General features: G+C 38.0%; 18 protein-coding genes, 2 tRNA genes and 2 pseudogenes. All 22 read right to left on the reverse strand.

Annotated features, from left to right (window positions below; genetic code table 11):
• Positions 1-19 precede the first annotated feature (19 nt).
• Positions 20-1,315, reverse strand: coding sequence for a hypothetical protein (locus J2S08_RS10475; protein WP_307229288.1), 1,296 nt, complete (start codon positions 1,313-1,315; stop codon positions 20-22).
• Entirely contained in the window at positions 1,312-2,610 is a 1,299-nt protein-coding gene (locus J2S08_RS10480; RefSeq protein ID WP_307229289.1) for a hypothetical protein, read from the reverse strand. The genes J2S08_RS10475 and J2S08_RS10480 overlap by 4 nt, the downstream gene beginning before the upstream one ends.
• Before the next feature lie 1,116 nt (positions 2,611-3,726).
• A pseudogene (locus tag J2S08_RS10485) lies at positions 3,727-3,915 on the reverse strand (transposase); the annotation flags it as partial.
• A gap of 278 nt (positions 3,916-4,193) precedes the next feature.
• Positions 4,194-4,673, reverse strand: a complete 480-nt coding sequence (gene rlmH / locus J2S08_RS10490; protein WP_307229291.1) for a 23S rRNA (pseudouridine(1915)-N(3))-methyltransferase RlmH — start codon at positions 4,671-4,673, stop codon at positions 4,194-4,196.
• 50 nt (positions 4,674-4,723) lie between these two features.
• Positions 4,724-4,933 carry a CxxH/CxxC protein gene (locus J2S08_RS10495; RefSeq protein WP_307229293.1) on the reverse strand — a complete coding sequence of 70 codons (210 nt, stop codon included), beginning with the start codon at positions 4,931-4,933 and terminating at the stop codon, positions 4,724-4,726.
• A 203-nt stretch (positions 4,934-5,136) separates the two neighbouring features.
• On the reverse strand, positions 5,137-6,348 hold the full coding sequence (locus tag J2S08_RS10500; protein ID WP_307229295.1) for a S1C family serine protease: 1,212 nt from the start codon (positions 6,346-6,348) through the stop codon (positions 5,137-5,139).
• Between the two features lie 428 nt (positions 6,349-6,776).
• Positions 6,777-7,571: an MBL fold metallo-hydrolase gene (locus J2S08_RS10505; RefSeq protein WP_307229296.1), complete on the reverse strand. Its 795-nt coding sequence runs from the start codon at positions 7,569-7,571 to the stop codon at positions 6,777-6,779.
• A gap of 117 nt (positions 7,572-7,688) precedes the next feature.
• Positions 7,689-8,519: a two-component system regulatory protein YycI gene (locus tag J2S08_RS10510; RefSeq protein WP_307229298.1), complete on the reverse strand. Its 831-nt coding sequence runs from the start codon at positions 8,517-8,519 to the stop codon at positions 7,689-7,691.
• Positions 8,506-9,840 (reverse strand): YycH family regulatory protein, encoded by a 1,335-nt coding sequence (locus J2S08_RS10515; protein WP_307229300.1) that lies wholly within the window; start codon positions 9,838-9,840, stop codon positions 8,506-8,508. Before J2S08_RS10515 ends, J2S08_RS10510 begins: the two co-directional genes overlap by 14 nt.
• Positions 9,837-11,660, reverse strand: a complete 1,824-nt coding sequence (gene walK / locus J2S08_RS10520) for a cell wall metabolism sensor histidine kinase WalK (RefSeq protein ID WP_307229302.1) — start codon at positions 11,658-11,660, stop codon at positions 9,837-9,839. Before walK ends, J2S08_RS10515 begins: the two co-directional genes overlap by 4 nt.
• A gap of 6 nt (positions 11,661-11,666) precedes the next feature.
• Positions 11,667-12,377: a response regulator YycF gene (gene yycF, locus J2S08_RS10525; RefSeq protein WP_307229303.1), complete on the reverse strand. Its 711-nt coding sequence runs from the start codon at positions 12,375-12,377 to the stop codon at positions 11,667-11,669.
• Positions 12,378-13,002: 625 nt separating this feature from the next.
• On the reverse strand, positions 13,003-14,484 hold the full coding sequence (locus J2S08_RS10530; protein WP_307229304.1) for a M23 family metallopeptidase: 1,482 nt from the start codon (positions 14,482-14,484) through the stop codon (positions 13,003-13,005).
• An 810-nt stretch (positions 14,485-15,294) separates the two neighbouring features.
• Positions 15,295-15,367 (reverse strand) — tRNA-Phe (locus J2S08_RS10535).
• Between the two features lie 21 nt (positions 15,368-15,388).
• Positions 15,389-15,464: transfer RNA gene (locus J2S08_RS10540), tRNA-Asp, on the reverse strand.
• Positions 15,465-15,672: 208 nt separating this feature from the next.
• Positions 15,673-15,906: a hypothetical protein gene (locus J2S08_RS10545; RefSeq protein WP_307229305.1), complete on the reverse strand. Its 234-nt coding sequence runs from the start codon at positions 15,904-15,906 to the stop codon at positions 15,673-15,675.
• Positions 15,907-16,098: 192 nt separating this feature from the next.
• Positions 16,099-16,316: pseudogene (locus J2S08_RS22515) on the reverse strand (IS1595 family transposase); the annotation flags it as partial.
• Between the two features lie 38 nt (positions 16,317-16,354).
• The gene (locus J2S08_RS10555; protein WP_307229307.1) at positions 16,355-16,753 is read right to left on the reverse strand and encodes a GNAT family N-acetyltransferase; all 399 of its coding nucleotides are present in this window, start codon (positions 16,751-16,753) and stop codon (positions 16,355-16,357) included.
• An 81-nt stretch (positions 16,754-16,834) separates the two neighbouring features.
• Entirely contained in the window at positions 16,835-18,127 is a 1,293-nt protein-coding gene (locus tag J2S08_RS10560; protein ID WP_307229309.1) for an adenylosuccinate synthase, read from the reverse strand.
• Positions 18,128-18,336: 209 nt separating this feature from the next.
• The gene (locus tag J2S08_RS10565; protein WP_307229311.1) at positions 18,337-19,467 is read right to left on the reverse strand and encodes a serine hydrolase; all 1,131 of its coding nucleotides are present in this window, start codon (positions 19,465-19,467) and stop codon (positions 18,337-18,339) included.
• A 122-nt stretch (positions 19,468-19,589) separates the two neighbouring features.
• The gene (gene dnaB, locus J2S08_RS10570) at positions 19,590-20,954 is read right to left on the reverse strand and encodes a replicative DNA helicase (RefSeq protein ID WP_307229313.1); all 1,365 of its coding nucleotides are present in this window, start codon (positions 20,952-20,954) and stop codon (positions 19,590-19,592) included.
• Positions 20,955-21,142: 188 nt separating this feature from the next.
• Entirely contained in the window at positions 21,143-21,589 is a 447-nt protein-coding gene (gene rplI, locus J2S08_RS10575; RefSeq protein ID WP_307229315.1) for a 50S ribosomal protein L9, read from the reverse strand.
• Positions 21,586-23,559 carry a DHH family phosphoesterase gene (locus J2S08_RS10580; RefSeq protein WP_307229317.1) on the reverse strand — a complete coding sequence of 658 codons (1,974 nt, stop codon included), beginning with the start codon at positions 23,557-23,559 and terminating at the stop codon, positions 21,586-21,588. The genes rplI and J2S08_RS10580 overlap by 4 nt, the downstream gene beginning before the upstream one ends.
• Positions 23,560-23,700 lie beyond the last annotated feature (141 nt).

Below are 23,700 nucleotides of genomic sequence, written 5' to 3' on the forward strand. Positions count from 1 at the left end.
GCTCATTAACTAACTGCTCCTACCCTTTTTCATCACTGATAGTATTAGCCTTTCCATTAATAGATTGATTAGATACATCTCTACTTGAAGTTAATACTTGTGCCTCAGTTGTTGATATTGTCTCGTTTTTTTCCTCCGTTACTACTGACTCTGTTTTAACAATTGTAGCTTTTGGTTGGATACTTTCGTTATTGTTAGATTTTTCCCAAATATGTTTCCAATCAATTCCACAAAAACTTTTAACAAATGCCAATACATTTCGAGATGCCTTCATTCTTTCATCAGACATACTGTGTCCAAAAATTTTTATAAATTCTTCGTCTGTATACTCTTTACCTTTAAATCCTTGCTCGAATAACAAAAAGTCAAGAAGTTGAGGCATTCTTAAATACATTTGTGGTCTTAATAAAGCCCTCTCTACTAAACCAATTAAACTATCAGTATATGGGGGAACTGTGATTTCACCAAAATCTACTTCCTTTGGTGCAACAGACTTCGGTACTGATGACTTAACAATCTCATTAGCCAAGTCCTTAGCATTTTTTATTATACCCTTTACAGCTCTTGGTTCCATTTCACCAAATGTTAATTTGTTTATAATATGCTCCCTTCTAACGTTTTCAGGAAGACTAAGAACATCAGAACAAATACAAAGTAGTTGGAGACCAACAATAGTGGTTAGTTCGCAGGCAAGGAATCTTAGTGCTTTATTAAATTCATCATTACTATCTGTGTACAACTGAAGCTCTTTTGAAACCTCTTCTAAGTAAGCAAGAGCAATATTTAATGCAAGGTAGGGATTCTCATTTAGATAAAGCTTCTTAAAATTTGAAAATATATTATTTATTACCCTATTTCTTTTGGAAATTTTTTCCAGAGTTTTTTCATATGCCTCATAATATGATGCATCTGCTAACCCATGGGGAGAATTAGAGCTCGTATATTTAGAAATTATATCACTAGTTAATACCTTTACACCACCAGTACCTGCAAAACGAATTATTTCTGATTGAGTTTTATTTAGAGCTACAAATACATTTGAGGTATTTACGAACTCACCAAGTCCCTTTGCCCAAAAGATTCTTTCATATGGTTTAGCCCTAGCTTTATTTTTACAATCACACACTATTCTATGTTTTTGAAACAGTCCTGTAAACATTATTCCCAAAACATCAATATCCGTGGCATCTTGATTTGTCGTACCAAATTGTAATGGTACACTCCTTCGGACAAGGTAACCCTGACTTTGAAACATATCTGAGATAGTATACTCAAATCCAAAGCCTTTTCTATCTGTTTTACTAGAAATGTTCACCTTACTTCCCCTCCCGTCCTTAAAGTCAAAAGCAATTTATTTCGCATAGATTCAACAGGAGCAGTTGACTTTGCTAAAATTTGATTTTTTCTTGTTTCAGGTATAATACATCCTGTTGGCTGATAATTTAACAAATCTCCAATATTTTCTCCCACCTCAAGAGTTACTTTATTATATGTAATCATTTGACGGACAAGTTCTCCTACCTCTTGTTGGCGTAATTTCATCTCGAATCCATAAGGGGTAGCCGACCTAGTCTGGATAACTCCATCTATCTCGAGTAATGCATAGTCTTGTCCAATCGCAGTAGCCGGCCCCACCCATTGACCTCTTAATAATTTATTTATGATATTTAACATTTTGTCGAGAGTGGAAATTTTTCCTCTTCCCCAAGTTGATTTTGTTTGCCCAAATCGCAAACAGCTCAATAACACCTTAGCCTTATGGAAGACATCTTCTGATAAATTAAAATTACCTACCCCCTGTCCCTTTAAGTGGGGAGTTGTAAAGAATGTTGCTGAACCAATAGGAGATTGAACTGTGACTCCATCTAATAATCCAACACCTTCCATCATTAATATTATTTCTGGCTTAATATTTGTAGGAATACTATCTGCTAGAAAACCCTGATTATCAGTTATTAGTTTTTGTATTTCTTGTACCATCTCTCGTTCAGAGTCTTTTAATGATGATAAAGCCTTTGTTACTCGATGGGGATCACCACTAAAAGAATATTCATTATATAAAACTATTTCTTCACCCTTACCACTAGACTTTACCAATCCAAAGATTTCCTGAAGCTTTATAGTAGTGTCAGCACATTCCTCGCCTATCCCTTTTTTCGTAAGAGCTTCTTTTAACTCTACTGGATAACGAGGTAGTATAAAGGTTTCATTTAGACCAAGTAAGCTAGCTTGCTCCTCATCGTGTGGACTAAGTTTATCATATAATGAGGAGACAGTCTCGAGTGCCTCTTTACCTGAAAAACAGTAAACTTCAATTTCTTTAGGTCTCCCCAATACATCAACATTATAATCAACCTTCTCCTCTTTTTTTAGATAATCTAAATATGTTACTAACTCAGCAGGGGAAATACTAGATTGACGTGCAAATATCTTTGCACTATTAATATCTACTATTTCCTGTTGATCAGCTACTAAACGTCCCAAGAAGGCGCCTGCTTTTCCGGCCTGCTCTGTTGCTTCAAAAAAAGAGAGTTCTGTCGTATTTTGTTTTAATTCCCCAAGATGTTTGACAGTATTTACAATCCATGTCCCTTTAGTTAATTTATCCATTTATTACACCCCATACCCTTTTCATATTGGCCTTGAAATACATATGTATATTAAGAATATACATGTATCATCCTTTATTTACAATAAATACCGTTGGCAATTTTAAATTTTTATAAATCATATTATATTCCTATTTAATTACCTAAAGACTTTTTAAATCGTGTAAAAGGGCGGTTGTCTAAACCACCATTATAATCACGAGGAATTTCAGTGAGTAAATCTTCGTACTTCTTAGCATACGTGAATAATAGGAAGACTTCTTTTCTTATGAATTTTTTGTGGTAACTTAATTATATCAAGAAAAGGTATTCCTTTTTTGTATATTTAATTATTACACAAAAGTCACGCAATTTGATAACTACAATCAATACTTTGAGACACATGTTGTCATCTTAATTTTAACCAGAAGCAATGTTGAATCACAAATCATAGAGGGGTGTACGAAATTTAGATTAAATTTGTTTATTGCTAAATAGAAATGGCTCTTACGTTCTTTTGATGAAAGAACTTATAATCAAAATGAATAAATGTAAATTATTCGGTTTTTACGGACTTCCCCTGCTCGAAAAACAGGATAAAATGCGAAATTGCTTCTATCTAACCACAAAAAATTGACTTTCCCCAACATTATGTAAGAGCCACTTTTCTATTGCAAAATGCATCTGCCGTTCTTCTCCTTACTAAAGACTTCACAATTTTTCGGTACAAGTTATCTCCACACCGCTACTTTCATTTCTCATTACATATCCTTCCATTTATGAGATTTTACATAAATAAAGACCTAACGTGCTTCCAAAGGAAGGACTGAAATCATACGCATATAAGTGCTGTAACGTTTAAAGGTACGCTTGCCATATTGGGGACACGAGGCAGAAGAAATTAGCTAATCAAAAAAGACAAAATATAAACTTTAGCCATATCAATCGCTGATACTTTAGAGATAGATGAATTAGAGAAATCATTGACCTAGTGGAAAAAAGGGAAAATAAAAAAGTCACCTTTTGTAGATGGATGACTTTTTTATTTCTCTAATTTAATTTTTATTCTTATTATTTGAATAATTTCATAATTACTTTTTTTAAAGAAACACAGACTTTTTTTAAAAATTTTTTTAGTTTATGCGACTTGTTGTTGGTTTAAAATGGCATTGATTCTATCTGTAGCTAACCTTGATACATTATAAACTAGTACCACTAAATCGAAGTGGACTTTGGCTCGTTTACTGGAACGGTATCAAACATTATCTAGTTGGAAGTATTCCTTTAAATAAGCATTTACACGCTCAACAGTAGTGCGACGTTTGTATTCCTGGTCCTCTATATATTCAAATGGCATAAAAAATTTCTGTGGCTTTATATAATCTGTAAGCGAATTATTTCTATAAGTCTCCATAATCACTGTTAACTGTGTTTTCATTATACCTGTTTCCTTTTAGCAATAATAAGTTTACATTCTTATATTAGAACATACCAAACGATTTAAAATCTTACCCTTGAAATACTATTTACTGCGTTCCTGCATATTAATATCTGATCGTCTCTTATCAAATAATTTTATATTTAAACTTTAATAAAGGTTTGCAGTTACTTATGATACGGCTCCCCCCTCATTATCCGAAACGCCCGATACACTTGCTCCACAAGCACCAACCGCATCAATTGGTGTGGGAAGGTCATTTTTGAAAATGATAGCTGCTCGTTGGCTCTTGCGAGTACGTCTTCGCTTAGGCCGAGTGAGCCGCCGATGACAAGCGCGATTTTGCTTTTTCCGTATGTCATGAGCCGCTCTAGGTCTGCTGCCAGCTGTTCGGAGGTTTTCATTTTGCCTTCGATAGCTAGTGCGATCACGTGGGCGTCGGTCGGGATTTTAGCGATGATTCGTTGGCCTTCTTTTTGTTTGACGAGGCGCATTTCGGTTTCGCTTAGTTCTTCCGGGGCTTTCTCATCGGGGATTTCGATGATTTGGATTTTGGCATAGGCTGATAGTCGTTTTACGTATTCGTCGATTCCTTGTTTTAAATATTTTTCTTTTAATTTTCCTACCGCTATAATGGTTATATTCACAGTTTATCCTCACTCTACAAACATGATATCCACAAAAGTTATCCACATATTCACAACACTGAGCTAGATTTTGTGTGAGAATGTGCGTTCGTCACAATATATGCTGACTTATCCTCACAGTATTCACAGGTTGTGGATAATTCTTTTTCTGTTTTACACGCCTGTAATATTGGCGGCGTTTCATATTTATTGACAATGTCATCTAATCCTAGTTCTATGTGCTCTTTACAGCAATAAATAGAGATATGTTCATCTTTCATTTGTTGTCACACAACTTCCTTTTTGATTTGCACAAACGTTACTTATCCACATTTTAACCATTAGCAATGAACAATACAAGAAAAAAAGCAGGTTCATCTATTACTAGATGCCTGCTTTTTAATTTATCCCCAAAAAGAATATTCCCAATGATCTATTCACATTATCCACAAAAGTATCGGTCATTTATCCACATCAGGATGTTTTATACCTGTCCTTCAGTAGTGAGTTTCACGGTTATTTCCTGTAATTTGCCTGCACGATAGATTTTCATATTTAGATCATCGCCGATTTTTTTCTTATCATATAGATATTTTTTTAACTCAATCGCATTGTTGACTGGATTTCCATCTAGTTCCACAATGACGTCAAATTCTTGTAACCCTGCCTGTTGTGCTGCTGATCCAGAGAATACTCGTTCAACCATGACACCTTCGGTAATGTCTTTTGGTAGTTTTAATGTTTCTTGTTGGTGGTATGCTGGTATTTCATTGACGTTACGAAGGGCAACTCCGATCGATGGCCTTTTAATCTCTCCATATGTTTCGAGATCCTGAATGATCGGCTGGGCATAATTGATTGGAATGGAGAAGCCGATGCCTTCAACTGCACTCTGCGCAATTTTCATCGAGTTAATCCCAACTACTTGACCTGCGATATTAATAAGAGCACCGCCGCTATTTCCTGGATTGATGGCTGCATCTGTTTGGATTACTTCTGCTTGCCAATCGACTAGTCCGTCATTGTTTACGTCGATTGGAACCGTACGTTCTGTTGCGGAAACAATTCCCTGGGTAACAGAGCCGGAAAATTGTAACCCTAGGGGATTTCCGATTGCAATCACTGGTTCACCGGCCTTTAATGCATCTGAATCGCCAAATTCAGCAACAGTATCAACATTTTTTCCGTCAATCTCAACCACTGCTAAATCCGTCCATTCGTCTTTACCGAGAAGCTTCGCAGGTTCTTTCGTACCGTCAGCCAATGTTACTTCTAATTGATCGGCTTGTTGGATGACGTGATTGTTTGTTACAATAAATGCTTTGCCATCCGTTTTTTTATAAATAACGCCAGAGCCTGTACCTGCTTCCTGCGTTTGTGACCAGAAGCTTTGTGCACGAATGTTCGTAATCCCTACAACGGCATTGCTCGATTTTGCAACTGCTTCCGTAACGTCGGTTGTCACATCAAGACTTACATTTTGTAAATTCTTTTCGCTGGCTGCCTCATTCGATTGTTCGATATTCTTTTCCGACATCCCGTTTTGGTTCAAGAATCCGCCTGAGATATGAGGAAAAATAATAGCAAATAGCATTGCACCAATGATAGCTCCAATAAAGCCGGAAAAGAAATAGCCTAACTTATTCCCTGATTGTTTTTTGGTTTTTTCCTCGTCAAATTGATTATAATAACCCATCGATATCATTCCTTTCTATATACTTTCTTTCTAAAACATCTCCTGACGGGTCTATCATAAGCAGTAAAAGTCTGCTTGCAAACGAGTCTCAAATGCAAGTATTAGATTAGAGCTGATATGTCTAAGTGTTCAAAAATGATGCTATATCAGCATTTTCTCAGACTTTTTGAACAACCTATTATAGTGTATCTCTTATAGTCATTATTATAATTGCCATTCATTAAAATTTGATGAAAAAGAAATAAGATTTTCCATAAACTCGCACTTTCTTCTATGAGAAAATATTCAAAATGGAGTCATCTGGAAACATCTATAAGTGCCTATCCAGCAGTCGAGAAATTATCTAACTCTTGGGGTTGGGAAAAATAAAGAAGCGGCTCAAAAACAACACATTAGGTTCTCTTTGAGCCGCTTTTAAGTATGTATTTTTACACTGCTGTTAATGGAGTTGGGATTTTCGGATCGGTATCATATAAATCAAATTGCTCTCCAACGATAATATCACGTGAAGCTAGTGTTTGCGTGACGCTCATCCGTGCGAGTTCCTTCATATTATTATCTTGGCTTAAATGAGCTAAGTAAACACGTTTCGTCTCTTCGCCAATAATTTCACTCAGTGCGATCGCTGCGTCCTCATTAGAAATATGGCCAACATCGCTTAATATCCGCCGCTTAATATTCCAAGGGTAGCGTCCCATTTGCAGCATTCTTACATCATGGTTGCTTTCAAATACAAAGGCGCCCGCATTGGAAATAATCCCCTTCATCCGATCACTCACATAACCGGTATCTGTCATAAGAACGAGCTTCTTCCCATTCGCATGGAAAACGTAGAACATTGGCTCGACAGCATCGTGCGATACTCCAAATGACTCAATATCGAGGGCGCCAAATGATTTGACCGTTTCCATTTCGAAGTGGAATTTTTGCTCTGAATCTACTACACCGATTGCCCCTTCCATCGCTCGCCACGTTTTTTCATTCGCATAGATGGGAAGTTTATATTTTCGTGCTATGACACCTAATCCTTTAATATGGTCAGTATGCTCATGTGTTACTAATATGCCGCTTAACTGATTCAGCTTGCGGTCAATTTTTTGAAAAAGCGCCTCTAATTGTTTGCCGCTTAAACCGCAATCAACTAAAAAAGCATGCTCACCATATTCTACATACATTGCATTCCCCGTACTTCCACTGGCAAGAACACTAAAATACATCGTCATTATTTATCACCTCTCACTCTTCCTTTTCTATACATGCTGGCGCGAGGAATGTCACTACAAAAGTGAAAGGGAGCTTTCACGAATAAGAAGGAAGTGCTAACGATGCTCGTTTCTTCCTCATTGTTCAAGATCGATCTCCCTTCCACTTTTAGCTTGCAATTCTATTTCATTATTTGTTTGAATGATTTGCCCTTCAAAAGCGTTGACAAGCAGGTTTTCTTTTGTTCCTTTTCTTTCGACAACAACATGCCATGTTGGCGTTAAGACTTGTGATGTTCCTAAATAGACAAGGGTAGAGTAGCCAAGCCCTATCTCAGTAATTTTACTATCTGGCTTTAACATTCCTTTTTGATGAAGAGTTTCAATCGCTTTGAAGGCAGGTAGAACCTCTTCTTTATTACGCAAAGGCTCAATAGAATCAAGCATTGTTTGCTCATACTCAGTAATTTCTTTGTCTTCATTTAATTGAAAAACTAAATGGCCACTAAGATTTTTGAAAAAGGGACGATCCTTATATTCCTGATAATAGATAATCAGCTGTTCCTCTTCATCATACTTCCAAAAACGATATTGCTCTCCGTTAATAACATTGTCCTTAACAAAATCATCAATCTGCTCAGGATCAAAATCATCCTTGATTTCCAATGGCACGTCTAGTTTAGATTTGAGAACAGTTTCTTCTGTTACCTTCACTTTTTGTTTTGATAATTTATTGACTTCTTCGTCAGTAAAAATTTTGCTTTTTGCACTCATATATTGATCCTGAATCAAATCTTTCGGAAGCTCAACGTATTCTATGCCATCGACTTTCAGCTTTTCTTCAAATGATAAATCTGCGATCACTTCATATTGATTCGTGGAGTGTTTTTTCATGAATTGGTACATTAAAAACGAATCTAGGATGAGAAACACAATAATAAAAATCGTTTTAGTTTTATTCCAATCCATGTGACAGCCCTCCTATATCATCCGTTGAAAGACGAACCCATGAGCCTGCATAGTTATAGTACCATGACGGTTCAAGCATGAGTACTTTATCATGTTGAGAATCCTTCGACATTTTGTAACCAATCACCATATCATGAAGCATTTCTGCTTCAAACGCATCATCAGCAAGCAGCATATTCAACGCCGTTTCTCCATCTGGAAGTGTCACTTCCTCTGACTCAGACGGCAGCGGAATATTTAAAGTAAAATAAGGCCGTGTATATTTAAAGACCTCTTCTTTCCCCCAATACTGCTTAATCTCGGCCATTTCGTCTTCATTAAAGACAGGATAGCCTTCTAGGAACAGTCTAAAAATTACTTTTTGTTCAAATAAATCTAGTGAAAAATAATGGTAATTATCTGTCCATCCTCCATGTTCATTTACGAAGTCAATGCTTTTTTTCAAGAGATCTTTACTGCTAATTAAAAATTCTTTCTCAATTGAAAGATCTGGTTCTCGGTCAGGATTTACATATAAGATCTTATTGTAAATGTGATCTGCTGTCATTAAACTTGTATCATTTTTATATTCATCTGAATATGGCAATTTATCTCTTTTTACTGAGCTCGGATCACCGAACAAAGCATACTTGAACTTATCTGGATCAATAAAATCCGGCAAGTATTTATAGCGTGTCATTTTTATTTCTGCCTCTGGCAAGTAAATTGTCTGTGTTTCATTGATTGTATGAGCGATATAAGGTTCATAGTCGCCAATTTCGGCAAGCAATTGCGGTTCTAAATTCGCAATGTCTGAATTTACATGCCCCTCATATATTTTACGCTCTTCATCGTGAAGGAAATATACTGCAGAGTCTTTGTATGCTTCATTTGGAAATTGAATCAAAATCCGATTAAATTCAAAAGAAGGATTGCTTTTTCCATCAAAGTGGAGAACATTTTTATATAAATCAAAAGGGATGACATTTGGATACACAATTTCAACCGTATTTCTTCCTTGCACCAATTGCTTCAAATCGTGTGCATTTAACACTTTTCCATCTTCAATATCATAAAAATTCCATCTCTGTATTTCTGTCAGCCATTTTCCAATTTTTTCTTCTTTTACAGTACCATAGTGATTTTCTGGTTGATGATACAATACTTTCATTGGTTTTATTAAAGCAGAAACATCTTTTTGATCCGAAATAGATACTTCGTGAACAAGTTCACTTTCAATCGTGTCATAATGGGGCTGGTATGTCCAAATCGCCCATGACAACACAGCACTAATGGCGACAAGAATGGTTAATATCAGGTTTTTGATGTTTTCATACTTCATGACCAATCATCCTCTTGTGAACGGTCATATGGAAGGGTGATATAAATAGTCGTTCCGCACCCTTCCACACTCTTCGCCCAAATTTGCCCACCATGGGCTGCAACCATTTCTTTTGCGATTGCAAGACCGAGCCCTGTTCCTCCCATTTGTCGTGAACGTGCACGATCAACACGATAAAACCGTTCAAATATCTTATCAAGATTTTCTTTTGGTATCCCCATCCCTTGGTCTGAAATGCTCACTTCAATCTCTTCTGCCTTTTCTTTTACTTTAAATGAGACTTGTCCACCTTCTGGGGAATATTTTAAAGCATTAGAAATAATGTTATCAATTACTTGTGTCAATTTATCTTCATCAATCTCCATTAAAATGGAATGTTTAGGCAGCTCCCGTTTAAACGTAACATCCTGCTGTTTTGTCATTTCAAAGCGATCAATAATTTGGCTAAAGAATTCACCAAAGTCCACCCAGTTTTTCTTTAATGTATAATCAGCATTATCCATTTTTGACAGTTTCAACAAATCGTTTACGAGCCGAATCATTCGTTCCGTTTCATTTTGCGTCACATTTAAAAACTGAGGAGCAATTTCTTTATCTTGCCAAGCACCTTCAGCTAATGCCTCTAAGTAGCTTCGCATCGTCGTTAATGGTGTCCGCAGTTCATGAGAAACATTAGCTACAAACTCACGTCGTTCCATTTCAATTTTTTCCTGCTCGGTAATATCATGGAGCACCGCAATGACGCCATTGACAAAACCAGTATCTCTTTGCATTACGGAAAAATTGGCTCTTAAAATATAATGCCGCTCTTTCGTACTGTAATCCAAAATGACAGATTCCTGCTCTGTAAGCAAATCTTCGAACGTATAACGATCATCGAGTTCCAAAAGCGACACAAGCGGCTGTGATAAACCTGTTTCACGTGGAACATTCAGCATCTCTTCAGCTGGCGTGTTTATTAAAATGACACGACCTCTTCGATCTGTTGCAATGACGCCATCAGTCATAAAGGCAAGCACTGTTGATAGCTTGCGCCTTTCTCCTTCCGTTGTTGCTTGGGCTTCTTGCAATTTCTTTGTCAAGTGATTAAACGAAAAAGCAAGCTGTCCAATTTCATCGTGGCCATATACTTTTACTTTTCGAGAAAAGTTCCCTTTTGCCATCGCTAATGCCTGTCTTCTCATATCCGATATCGGCCTTGTAATCGTTTGAGCCAGAAGCACTCCAAGCAAGGCTGTAATCACCATTGAGATAGCCGTACCAGTGATAAAGATTCCGTTAATTTCGTTCATTTGTTTAAAAACATTTTCAATTGTCCCAACGAGATAGATGACACCGATTACTTCCCCCTTGGATTTGATCGGTGACGTAAGAACCCAAATTCGATGTCCTGTTTTCTTCTCTATATAAATCTTATCTTCTTTTGATCCTAAGGCAAGAGCGCGCTTTACCATAAACTCAGTCGTTCTTTGCCCAACAATTCCTTGATTGTTTGGATCCGAAGTGCCGACAATGATACTTCGATTATCAATAACACGAACCTCGGCAATCCCCGAACTAATAAAGTCAGATAAAATACTTTTAACTTCCGTTCCAAGGGATGGATCGCTCTCATCTCGCTCTTTTGTCATTTCTTCACGCAAGTTATATTCAAGTAAATTGATGTGGCCTTCTATGGATTGTTTAAAATTGCTGACGAGTTGATCTTCAAGCTTTCTAACAAAATAGACGCCTATAATTTGCACAGCTAAAATAATCAGCAGCAAATAGATTAAAACAAATTTTAAGTGAATAGAGCGAAAAAAACCTACTTTGTTCATGTTTCATTACTCCTGTTCAGGATTGCGCAAATAGTAGCCTACTCCTCTTCTTGTTACAAGCCAGCCCGGATGGCTTGGATTATCCTCAATTTTTTCCCGCAGCCGACGAACAGTTACATCAACGGTTCGAACATCGCCAAAATAATCGTATCCCCAAACAGTTTGTAAAAGATGCTCACGGGTCATTACTTGTCCTAGATGTTTAGCAAGGTAGTGCAGCAATTCAAATTCCCTATGTGTCAGTTCAATCGTTTCCCCTCGTTTTGAGGCAACGTAGGCTTCAGGATGTATGACAAGAGAGCCAACTTCGATTTCACCATTTTCTTCTTGCTCGGTTTGATTCGCAACATGTTGGTGGCGACGAATATTCGCTTTAACGCGGGCAATTAATTCACGGTTGCTAAATGGCTTCGTCACATAATCATCAGCGCCAAGCTCCAATCCTAATACTTTGTCAATTTCAGAATCCTTTGCTGTCAACATAATAATCGGCATTTCGTATTTTTTTCGCACTTCGCGGCATACTTCCATCCCATCACGTTTAGGAAGCATAATATCTAGTAAAATCAAGTCAGGCTTAATCTCCTCGACAAGCTGCAATGCTTCCTCACCGTCATAGGCACAGTAAACCTCATATCCTTCTTTTTTTAAGTTAAATTGCAAAATGTCTGCAATTGGCTTTTCATCATCAACAACTAAGATTTTTTTATTCATCATTTAGATCTCCTTTGGTTTCCCATTTTACCATACCGCTTCTTATTTATCTTTTCTGCAGCGCCATTTTTGCTTAGTAAAACGTCTAAAAATAGTAAGATACTGCTGAACCTAGTAAGAGCTAATTTTTGAAAATGCTTTCCTAAAAAACCATTATTTACAACTCCCATAACTTCTGATGGAAGTAGGCATTTGTCTGATTGTGAGTAGGCAAGAAAAACATCTATCGTTCCTGCCAACATCGATTAAACAATGGAACGGATTCATCCTATCCTATCTCTCCTAATCATAACATAAGCATTGCTGCTATGAATTTATCATTTTTTTCCGCTTTCTATTATACGTAGTTCATCACTGGACCTCTTCTCTAAACTCCAAACGATCCTCGAAAAAAAACCGCTTTTTCCGCTAAATCGAATCGTTAGATAAAAGATAAAAACGCCTCTTTCGTTCCTTGAAAATCCATTCTTATCGGAATGGTAAAATGTTCTTTTATGAAAAAAAACACCTCTATCAAATATTAGAGATGTTTTCTTTATGTCTACAGAGCAATATTTAACGTTGACGCCTTGATCAATTCAGCGATCAAGCGTCTGCGCTTATGACGTCTCCTTGAACAACACCATTCTTATAGATAATCTAATGGATTTTGTAATGCTCCGTCTTTGTAAACCTCAAAATGGAGGTGTGTGCCTGTTGAGTCGCCTGTTTGTCCCATAATCCCGATTTGCTGGCCTTGGGTAACTGTATCTCCAACACTTACGGCAATGGAATCTAAATGTGCGTACATTGTTTTATAGCCATTATGATGATCAATGATAATTTGGTTTCCGTAGCCTCCATTGTCAAAACCAGCTGATACGACAACCCCGTTATCAGCAGCTTTAATTTCGTAGCTGTCTGGGCGGGCAATATCGATTCCTTTATGCATCTTCCCCCAGCGGTAGCCTTGTTTGCTGGAAATATAGCCTCCATTGGCTGGCCAAGTAAAGCTGCCAGTTCCCGTTCCATTTTCAGCTGGCACTTCCATCGTCCCTTTATGCACAATATGCTTTACCGGCTCTTGTAAAATTTCTTCTTTTATGATATTTTTTTCTCTTTGGATGCCGTTCTCTTCCTTAATGATATAAGTATGAGCAACTTTTCCTTCTTTTCCTTCTTGAACGATTTTTGTCTCGCCTTTATACATCGTGCTATCTTCTACAACTTCCTTTTCGTAGGCGAGCGTTTCAACAGTATAAGCTTCTTTTTCAACTAATACATGAAGCATTGGGTCAGAAACAGCAACACGGAAGGTTTGGCCGATTTCAATTGATTCTTCATTAATGCCTGGATTTAATGCTTTCAATTGCTCAGAGCTGAGACTATATTTGTTGGCAATTTTTTCAAATCCGTCTCCTTCAACAACGGTATGAACCGCTTCTTGTGATGCTCCACTAAAAAACGATAACGCTTTTTCTAGTGTATATATTTTATTAGGCTCCACTCTTGCAGGTTCCAAGGAAACGTTTTCTTTCCATTTTACGTTTACGATGCGCGATTCATTTTCAGCTAGTGCTGGCAGAGAAGCATCCAGCTCTTTTTGCATCTCGAAAGCTCTTATATCCGCTTCTGAAACGTACTCGTATTGAAGCTTGTCTAAAACAGCTTTTGCTTCACTTTCATCCTTTACATATACCACTGGCTGATTGTTGATTTTTATCGCAATCGCATCTGCTTGAATGACAATGCTTTGTTCAATTTTTTCAATCGTTTCTTCATTGTTTGCAATCGGACGGAAAACCTGTTCCGGTACATATGTAAGTTTTTTATTAATATCTATATGTAGTCCTTCAAATTCTTTTTCAGTATTGCTTACTTTTTGCTGAAGCAAATCTTCTACAAGGTTTTGATCTGTCACTGCTCCCATATACTCCTTGCCGATATATACGTGATACACAGTTGACAAATCTTTTTCTAAAGCTGTTGCAGATGCCTCAGCCGTCATTGTTATTGAGGAAAGAAGAATTCCGGTAATCACTAATTTTTTCGCTAAATCGGCTGTTCGTTTCATCCTGCCTTCTTTTGGAAAACTGCATGTTCTATTGGAAATGTTGCCTCTCCAATTCATCTAAAATTTCCTCCTAAAAAATAAAGTGAAACTTCCATCAGTGGGGTTTTCTCTCATCCCCCACTGATGGTTAGTTGAACCAATCGGACATTTACTGGCAGTTATCCCCACTAGCGCTTCTTCAATTCCTCTTACTCTTGAGATAGGGGTCTTACTGCCAGTTAGATGTGGGATAAAGTAACTCCCTATTCCTAATAACTTTCTCTCTATTTAGCAAATCTCTATAATACAATAACATAAAACAAAGATTTATTTAGACTGGTAGTCACAATGTAACAGAAATGTATAATTAGTGACATTTTACTATCTTATTGTAATGAATTGTAATTCATTAAAAGTCGTTGAAAACGAATAAACACGCCATGATCGCATCTTTAGAAGGAGAGAAATGGAAAAAGCATTATTTGGTATAAAATGGACTTTTCTTTTCGTTTTTGTAACAAACAATAGGGATTATTATTCATTTTCCGATAAGAAAATCACAAGTCAACATATTAAAATACTTCCAGCTGCCAGTCCTAGATAAAGTGAAACTTCTATGAGTGGGGTTTTTCTTTCGTCCCCCATACAAAGGATCTCAAGCTAAAAGCGCGACGTCCTCGAAAAAGAAGTTCACTTTTTCTTCGTGCGATGTTGATTCAAGAAGCTTTCCTTATCCCGTAGGCCCGAACCAATCGGACATTTGACTTTCAGTTATCCCCCACCTAGACTGCTTGATTCTTCTTGTGGTGGGGGTCTTACTGCCAGTTAGATGTGGGATAAAAAGAAAAAGCCCTGCGAGAGTCGATGTCGTCGCAGGACTTTTTTATATGGCTCGGGACGGAATCGAACCGCCGACACATGGATTTTCAGTCCATTGCTCTACCGACTGAGCTACCGAGCCGTGAAACTTATTATAAAACAATGGCGGTCCCGACGGGAATCGAACCCGCGATCTCCTGCGTGACAGGCAGGCATGTTAACCGCTACACCACGGGACCAGTTATTTTTGTAACAACGAGATTTATATTATCATATTACAGCGATAAAAAGCAATACTTTTCGACAAAAATTATCATTTTTTGTTTTTCTGATGACTGTGCTAAAATTTAATGTTGAAAATTGAAAGATATGAAGGGAAACACATTTTATTTCGAGTTTCCCTGTTCCCATTAGAAAAACGTATATGTCATTTTAATATATGTATGATTAATGATTAAAGTACTTAAAAAGTGTTTCTAACTCTCTAACATCATACATATCTTTATCGCTTATGAATTTCTCGATTTCTACTGTACCATCCTCCATAAATTCAACTTCCCAACGTTGTCCTGGAACAGCAATTTCAACCATAATTGCTTCATTTCTCACTTTATTGAGCTTATAAAATATATGACTGCTTTCTAATTGATTTAGAAAATTGATTAGTTCCTTCAGTTCCACAAAATACACACCTTTCAATAAGGGCTAACTACTCTGCCCGATTATGGGAAAAAGGGCTGCAAATTGAATGTTCACAAACGTTAGCTATCATAAGTGTCTGTCATTTCAAATATAAATGATGACAATTGAAAATTCTTTTATATTATGTTTTGTACTCTCGTTACTGCGGCTTACTACTAACAAGAACCAAGTGAGAGCATTTAGCAACTTTTGTCTCCAATAAAAAAGCGCAACCCAACAACCCCTATGATTTTAGCAGATTTACACAGGCAATAGCCTTTTAACATACATTCTACGAAAGTAATTCATTCGTTCCCTTTTCGAGTACGGTAAAGAACCGTATTTGTTGTATCCTAAAACGTCTTTCTACAACATTTACAACGATAACGCTGAAGACTATTGATTTTACCAGTTTTGCTAAGTAAAAATCTACATCATTCTCTCTCCGCTACATATGATTTGGACGCCACACTCCTCCGTGGCAGAATGTAAAACCACATTTTTTATAAAAATCTGTATGCTTGCTATCATAAGTCAAGGTGACAATTTCTATTCCAGTTCGCTCCGCTTCCGCTAACAGCGTTTTTACTAATGCGGTACCAATTCCCTTTCCCTGAACGCTAGGATGGACCATGATATCTTCCATATATCCATGCTGCAGCCCCATGCCAGCTAAATAGCCAAACGCAATTAAAATACCATTATTGTCACGCTTCCCAGCCCAAAATTGGCAGCGTTCAAATAGGATTGGATAATCATGCTTGCGACGCTCCCAACCGATTGATTCCCTTAAATCAGGTACTTCATGTGCTAAAATTGGCAAGTTGATTGTAATAGCTTCTGTCATGTGACTTATCCCCTTTCATAAAAAGAAAAATAAGAGGCGGCCCAACCGATTAATTGGTCAATTGGGCTAGCCTCTACGCTACTAAGACTGTCTCCAGACACTGCGGACGACATTCGTTTGTGAACGATCAGGTCCGACAGAGAATATGGATATTGGAATGCCAGTCAGCTGTGACACACGCTCTACATAATGGCGGGCATTAGCTGGCAGCTCATCTAGGGAACGGCAGCCTGTAATATCTTCCGTCCACCCTGGAAGTTCCTCATAAATAGGCTCACATTGAGACAAGACTTTCAAGCTTGCAGGAAATTCTTCTAAAACGGTTCCTTTATAGCGATATGATGTACAGATTTTGAGTGTTTCAATCCCTGTTAAAACATCGATTGAATTTAAAGAGAGATCTGTCAGGCCGCTCACACGGCGTGCGTGGCGAACAACGACGCTGTCGAACCAGCCAACGCGGCGTGGCCGGCCAGTAGTCGTTCCATATTCACGGCCTACTTCGCGAATTTGATCTCCGATTTCATCTTGTAATTCTGTTGGGAATGGGCCATCACCGACACGGCTTGTATATGCTTTTGATACTCCTACCACATGGTTTATTTTCGATGGGCCAACTCCTGAACCGATCGTCACGCCGCCTGCAACCGGATTAGAAGAAGTGACAAATGGGTAAGTGCCCTGGTCAATATCAAGCATAACACCTTGTGCTCCTTCGAATAACACACGACGGCCTTCATCTAGAGCATCGTTTAGCACAACGGACGTATCGCAAACATATTTTCTAATTTGCTGGCCGTACTCATAGTACTCATCTAATATTTCTTCTAATGTAAAGCCTTCTGTTTCATAAAAACGTTCTAAAAGACGATTCTTCTCTTCAAGGTTGCGAGCCAGCTTTTCCTCGAATACTTCGCGGTCTAAAAGGTCTGCAATTCGAATGCCGACACGAGCAGCCTTATCCATATAAGCTGGACCGATTCCTTTTTTTGTTGTGCCAATTTTATTTGCGCCTTTACGATCTTCTTCCACTTCATCAATTTTTAAGTGGTAAGGAAGAATAACATGAGCACGATTGCTTATGCGCAAATTATCTGTAGAAACGGACTGATCATAAAGATACTTTAATTCTTGAATAAGTGCTTTCGGATCGACAACCATCCCATTTCCAATAACACTGATTTTTTCCTTGTAAAAAATACCAGAAGGAATTAAGTGGAGCTTATATGTAACACCATTAAAACGAATCGTATGCCCGGCATTGTTTCCACCTTGGTAACGTGCAATTACTTCTGCATTTTCGGATAAAAAATCTGTGATCTTGCCTTTCCCTTCATCTCCCCATTGTGTACCTACAACAACAACTGAAGACATTGAAAGCACCTCCGCTAGATTTATCATTTTTAGAAAAATTTGGTTTCATCATGGCTGCTTTACTTTCATCACGAAGTTTTGTATCCGCTTTTTATTTTTGGCGAATGACGTAATGAACCTATGAACAATTTCATTTTATCAGCTTCTCCTATAAAAGGTCAATGTAAAACACGAACATTTATGAATGGTAATCTTAATTTGTTCGTTTTTTATTCTGTCAGTGCTGCTTTCACTTTTTCTCTAAACGTAGCATCTGTTAATATTTTTAATTTGAATCCGTTCATGTTTCGGGTCAGCTTCATTTGTTCCTTTAATTTCAAATTATTGGCAAACAAAGCAAATTCTGTCGTATTCCCTTTTTTATCAGTAGCATAAGTAGCATCTGTACTAACAAATGCAGTGGAGCCCCCTTTAGTACCTGCATGCTGCAGCCATTCTTGATTTGCTGGACTTTTCATTAAATGTTCAATAGACTCTTTCAGATATTGATACATCTCCTTGCTGAAATCTGCTTTGCTGTTAAGCTTTTGAAGCATGTCAATATATGCACTTGTTGTTGCTGCTGGCAAACGATCCGACCATACCTTTTGCATCTTCATATTCATGATTTTTAGCAGCGCTTTCTTTTTTTCTTCTGTAGGCGGCTCTGTCGTCCACTTCTCATGGATGGCAATCGCAAGCTCGCGATATTCTTCCATCGATATGTTTTGAATAACAGTCAGCAATTCTTTATTCGAAAGCTGCTGCTTTTCTTTTATATATAGTGGTACAAATAATGCACCTACTATTGGATACAATGGATCATGCGCATCTTTATGCATCGCTTTTACCGTTGCATTGATTTTTTCCTGCCCAAGCACGCGGATCAGATAATCCGTATTTGCATTTGAGCTGAATAACATCATCCCTTTTACTGCTTCAAGTAAAGCGACACTCTTCCCATCTGTGAGATTGTCTTTTTTTATTTGCTCTAACCAAGCTTCATGAGCACCACCATCTGTTTTAGGAATATAATAATGATCCAGCTCTTCCAAACTGACTTTTTGCTTCGTGTCTATTTCACGTTCAGCCGCTTGCCGGGCAAATTCAACTGCCACCATATATTTTACTGTACTGGCGAGAGGGAGTTTCGTATGCGGATTGCGTTTCACTAACGGTTCTCCATTGAATCGTACATAGAAAGATACATCGTTCGATTGACGTTGACCCTTTAAAAATTGAAGCACATATTCGGGATCTTCCTTTGTAATGTCTCTATGATATAACCAAATGCCGATTCCAAAAATACTTCCGATCACAAGCAGGATGCTTACGATAATCCAGAAAATGATATTCATCATCTTCCCACCTCCTTTATTCTCTTACGTTCATTGCTGGTAAATGTTTCATTTTTTTAAGACAAAAAAAACGCCTGAAAATGGCTTTCAGACGCAGATAAGAACGAAGCTTGCAATATTCTCTATTATGCACCAGGCGGAATGGATACATCATCCATGCGCCGCTCTAAATTAACAAATTTATTATATTCCTTTACAAATGCAAGCTGAACGGTGCCAACAGGGCCATTCCGCTGCTTGGCAATGATGATCTCAATAATGTTCTTATTTTCTGACTCGCTGTCATAATAATCATCCCGATACAAGAATGCGACGATATCGGCATCCTGCTCGATACTCCCAGATTCCCGAATATCAGACATCATTGGCCGCTTATCCTGTCTTTGCTCCACTCCACGGGAGAGCTGTGACAAGGCGATGACCGGCACTTCCAGTTCCCGAGCAAGTGCTTTTAAAGAACGAGAAATCTCTGATACTTCTTGCTGCCGGTTCTCCTTCATACGTCCGCTCCCTTGAATGAGCTGCAAATAATCAATAAGAATCATGCCTAGGCCATGTTCTTGTTTTAGCCTTCGGCATTTCGAGCGAATTTCACTAATGCGAATGCCTGGTGTATCATCGATAAAAATTCCTGAATTAGAAAGGCTTCCCATTGCCATTGTCAGCTTCCGCCAATCTTCACTCGTCAATGTTCCTGTCCGTAAATTCTGGGCATTGATATTGCCCTCGGAGCAAAGCATCCTCATTACAAGCTGTTCTGCTCCCATCTCTAAGCTAAAAATAGCCACATTCTCCTCTGTTTTCGTAGCCACATTTTGGGCAATATTTAACGCAAAAGCTGTTTTACCAACAGAAGGCCTTGCAGCTACAATGATTAAATCGTTTCGTTGAAACCCTGCTGTCATTCTATCTAATTCAGAGAAGCCGCTCGGAATGCCAGTTACATCACCTTTGCGATGATGAAGCAATTCAATATTGTCATAGGTTTTGACGAGTACATCTTTTATATTTTGAAAAGCACTCGTATTCTTGCGGTTTGCAACCTCCATTATATTGCGCTCTGCCTCATCCAAGACTTCTTCTACTTCATCTTGACGGGCATAGCCGTCTTGGGCGATTGTTGTAGCAGTTTTAATGAGTCTGCGCAGCAATGATTTTTCTTCGACGATTCGCGCATAATATTCGATGTTGGCTGCAGTAGGAACAGCACCAGCTAATTCACTTAAATAGCTAAGTCCACCTACATCCTCAAGCTGTTTTGCAGATGACAGCTCCTCCGTTACAGTAATGACATCAACTGCTTTCCCATCCTCATTGAGCTTTAACATGACATCGAAAAGCAGTTGATGGCTATTTCGATAAAAATCTTCTGGAATCAGAATCTCAGAAACTAATATTAAAGAAGCGGGCTCTAAAAAAATCGCTCCAAGTACAGCCTGCTCCGCTTCAATATTTTGCGGCGGCACTCGATCAGCAAGATAATCGCTCATGATTGAACCCCCTTCCTATAGAAAGATAGACTGTAATTTAAGAGCCTGATTCATTTTATTTCTTTATATGCTTTTAGAAATATCATATTCACAGAAAAAATGTGACCGACATGAAGTAGATCACATTTTTTTCTTTTTCGTCCTGTTGCTTTATTGTATGTTTAAAAATAAGTGCTGGCAAGGCTTCGTTATTGTTCTTCTGTTACATGGACATTTAATGTTGCGGTAACTTCAGTATGAAGTTTTACTGGAACCTTTGTATAGCCTAAAGCACGAATGGCATCCATTTCCATTTTGCGCTTATCGATTTTAATTCCATGGCTTTTGTGCAATGCATCTGAAATTTGCTTGCTTGTGATAGAGCCGAAGAGACGTCCGCCTGCACCAGATTTCGCCTTTAACTCCACTGTTAAAGCATCAAGCTTTTCTTTTAGCTTTTTCGCTTCTGCAAGTTCTTCAGCTGCAATATGCTGTTCTTTTTTCTTTTGTGCTTCTAAACTTTTTATATTTCCAGGTGTTGCTTCGACAGCATGGCCATTTTTAATAAGAAAATTGTTGGCATATCCATCAGCAACATTTTTAATTTCACCTTTTTTTCCTTTCCCTTTTACATCTTTTAGGAAGATAACCTTCATTCTTTTTTTCCTCCTTCAACATAATCTTCAATTGCTTGTTGTAATTGAAGCTCAGCTTCTTCAATTGTAATATCCTTAAGTTGAACCGCTGCATTAGATAAATGTCCGCCGCCGCCAAGTGTTTCCATAATGATCTGGACATTAATCTCTCCTAAGGAGCGGGCACTGATGCCAACCACATTCTCCTCGCGCTTTGAAATGACAAAAGAAGCACTGACACGATCCATTGAAAGCAGTGTATCGGCTGCTTGGGCAATCATGACTGGATGATAAATTGTCTTATTATCACCTTTTGCAATCGCAATTCCTTCTCGATAAAAAGCAACAGTTTCAATTAATGCTGCTCGTTTCATGAAAGTCTTAATGTCTTCCTTGAGGAATTGCTGGATAAGCACTGTATCTGCTCCAAATGATCTTAAATAGGAAGCAGCATCAAACGTTCGTGATCCGGTGCGTAGAGTAAAGCTTTTCGTATCGACAATAATTCCAGCCAACAAAGCGGTTGCTTCCAACATATTAATTTTATCATGCTTAGGCTGATATTCAAGCAGCTCTGTTACTAACTCAGCTGTTGATGAAGCATAAGGCTCCATATAGACTAGGACTGGGTTTTGAATGAATTCTTCACCACGGCGGTGATGATCGATGACAACAACATGGTTAACTTTACCTAACAATCTTTCCTCCATCACCATGGAAGGCTTATGCGTATCAACAACAACAATTAATGTATTTTCTGTCACAATGTTAAACGCTTCCTCTGGTGTAATAATACGAGAGTATAATTCAGGATATTGCTTCGTCTTCTCTACGAGCCTTTCGACGCCTTTATTTAATTCGTCAAAATTTAATACAATATAGCCTTCCTTTTGATTCATTTGAGCCACTTTTCGTATCCCTATGGCAGCGCCAATTGCATCCATGTCAGGAAATTTATGTCCCATTACGAACACTTTATCACTTTGAATCATTAATTCCTTTAATGCATGTGAAATAACACGCGCTCTTACTCTCGTTCTTTTCTCCATTGGATTTGTTTTGCCGCCATAAAATTGAACTTTGCCGCTAGGACGCTTGATGGCGACTTGGTCGCCGCCGCGTCCCAATGCGAGATCCAAACTTGATTGTGCAAGTGCTCCAAGCTCCGGCAAGGAAGCAACCTCGCACCCAATACCAATACTAAGGGTTAGCGGCACATTTTGCTTTGCGGTTGTTTCACGAACGGCGTCTAAAATGGAAAATTTATTTTTTTCTAGCTCTCGCAAAGTTTTTTCTTTTAAAACTGCAATAAAACGATCAGATGACACTCTTTTGAGGAACAAATCGTGAGCTTGAGCCCAGTTAATAAGCATGGACGTTACTAAGCTATTCAAGCTGCTTTTCGTCTGATCATCCATTCCTTGCGTCCATTCATCATAATTATCGAGATAAATAATAGCGATTACAGTTCGTTCCTCTTGGTAGCGTGTTTCGATTTCTCTTTGTTCTGTTACATCAAAAAGATAAAGCAGCTTTTCCTCACGTTTAAAAATAGTACGAAACTTGCGCTTATGCAGTGTAATGATCTCCGTATCTACATCATTTTTTACTACTGGTACTAACGGTTCGCCGACTTCATATAAAGATCGTCCGATAAGTGTTGATACTTTAAAGCAAGAAATCATGTAAGGATTTGCCCATTCAATATCAAGATGATCATTCAGGAGCATGATGCCTACAGGCAGATTCATCACCGCTTCTTCGCCAACCTTATTTATTCGATGCGATAAAGTTGTGATATAATGCTCCATTTCTAAATGGATTTTTTGCTCAGCATAAAATAGCATATAAAATAAACCGCTGAGTACAACAATCCCAATCACCGTCATCCACCAATAAAAAAAATAAATGACAATTAGTAAAACGCACGATACTGCCATTAGCCCATATAGGGAATAGCGTAACATTCTTTTTTCAACAAAAGTTGGCATTGCTTCAGCTCCCAAACAGTGAACTCATTATCATCATGACCTTTAGGTTCCCTGCAAAAATCCCTTTGAAAAACGAGGGGATCGAACGTTCAATCACTCAAGCTTTTTCATTGTTCGATTCCCCATTTCTTTAAACAAACA

This window comes from Bacillus chungangensis (assembly GCF_030812995.1).
Lineage (GTDB): Bacteria > Bacillota > Bacilli > Bacillales > Bacillaceae_C > Bacillus_CF > Bacillus_CF chungangensis.

What these genes read in the sequence shown, in the direction of transcription:
- J2S08_RS10515 (WP_307229300.1), bottom strand. Translation starts at nt 9,840, where the DNA reads ATGAAGTATGAAAACATCAAAAACCTGATATTAACCATTCTTGTCGCC.
- J2S08_RS10560 (WP_307229309.1), bottom strand. Translation starts at nt 18,127, where the DNA reads ATGTCTTCAGTTGTTGTTGTAGGTACACAATGGGGAGATGAAGGGAAA.
- J2S08_RS10495 (WP_307229293.1), bottom strand. Translation starts at nt 4,933, where the DNA reads ATGAAAGATGAACATATCTCTATTTATTGCTGTAAAGAGCACATAGAA.
- J2S08_RS10565 (WP_307229311.1), bottom strand. Translation starts at nt 19,467, where the DNA reads ATGATGAATATCATTTTCTGGATTATCGTAAGCATCCTGCTTGTGATC.
- yycF (WP_307229303.1), bottom strand. Translation starts at nt 12,377, where the DNA reads ATGATGAATAAAAAAATCTTAGTTGTTGATGATGAAAAGCCAATTGCA.
- J2S08_RS10580 (WP_307229317.1), bottom strand. Translation starts at nt 23,559, where the DNA reads ATGCCAACTTTTGTTGAAAAAAGAATGTTACGCTATTCCCTATATGGG.
- J2S08_RS10510 (WP_307229298.1), bottom strand. Translation starts at nt 8,519, where the DNA reads ATGGATTGGAATAAAACTAAAACGATTTTTATTATTGTGTTTCTCATC.
- rplI (WP_307229315.1), bottom strand. Translation starts at nt 21,589, where the DNA reads ATGAAGGTTATCTTCCTAAAAGATGTAAAAGGGAAAGGAAAAAAAGGT.
- J2S08_RS10505 (WP_307229296.1), bottom strand. Translation starts at nt 7,571, where the DNA reads ATGACGATGTATTTTAGTGTTCTTGCCAGTGGAAGTACGGGGAATGCA.
- J2S08_RS10555 (WP_307229307.1), bottom strand. Translation starts at nt 16,753, where the DNA reads ATGACAGAAGCTATTACAATCAACTTGCCAATTTTAGCACATGAAGTA.
- dnaB (WP_307229313.1), bottom strand. Translation starts at nt 20,954, where the DNA reads ATGAGCGATTATCTTGCTGATCGAGTGCCGCCGCAAAATATTGAAGCG.
- walK (WP_307229302.1), bottom strand. Translation starts at nt 11,660, where the DNA reads ATGAACAAAGTAGGTTTTTTTCGCTCTATTCACTTAAAATTTGTTTTA.
- J2S08_RS10530 (WP_307229304.1), bottom strand. Translation starts at nt 14,484, where the DNA reads ATGAATTGGAGAGGCAACATTTCCAATAGAACATGCAGTTTTCCAAAA.
- J2S08_RS10480 (WP_307229289.1), bottom strand. Translation starts at nt 2,610, where the DNA reads ATGGATAAATTAACTAAAGGGACATGGATTGTAAATACTGTCAAACAT.
- J2S08_RS10500 (WP_307229295.1), bottom strand. Translation starts at nt 6,348, where the DNA reads ATGGGTTATTATAATCAATTTGACGAGGAAAAAACCAAAAAACAATCA.